The organism is Frankia sp. Mgl5 (genome assembly GCF_023242985.1).
Taxonomy (GTDB): domain Bacteria; phylum Actinomycetota; class Actinomycetes; order Frankiales; family Frankiaceae; genus Parafrankia; species Parafrankia soli.
Genome location: NZ_JALKFY010000443.1, coordinates 1 through 517, shown reverse-complemented (window position 1 = coordinate 517; position 517 = coordinate 1). Strand labels below are relative to the sequence as shown.

General features: G+C 70.8%; 1 protein-coding gene. It reads left to right on the top strand.

Features of this window, described 5'->3' with window-relative positions:
- Nucleotides 1–517: GntR family transcriptional regulator (locus tag MXD62_RS10055; RefSeq protein ID WP_308301228.1), on the top strand; the 517-nt coding region annotated here is incomplete at both ends.

The window sequence follows — 517 nt, the reverse complement described above, 5'->3', positions numbered from 1 at the left end:
GACGCCGACCCGAGTGCGATCCGGCTGCTCGCCTCGGGTCGGCGGCGCTACGGCAACCTCAAGGACGAGGCGGCCGACTTCATCCGGGAGGCGATCGTCTCCCGTGCGCTGCCGCCGCGCAGCAAGATCGATCAGGACGAGGTCGCCGACGCGCTCGGGATCAGCCGCGCCCCGGTCCGCGAGGCCCTCATCGAACTCGCGCAGAAGGGCTTCGTGGACGCCGTGCCCCGGCGCGGCGCGTTCGTCGCCGAGGTGACCGTCGAGGACATCGAGGACCACTACGAGGTCGTCGCGCTGGTGTCCGGGATGACGACCCGGCGTGCGGTCCGCAAGCTCACACCGCTGGAGACCGAGGAACTGGCCCGGCTGCACCGTGAGATCGCCACGACCGAGGACGAGGCCCGCCGCAGGAGCCTCGACCGGCGCTTCTTCCAGATCATCGCCACCGCCGGAAAGTCACCGCGGCTCGACGCGATCCTGGAGTTCCTCGGCGGCGTGCTCCAGGGCAGCTTCTACT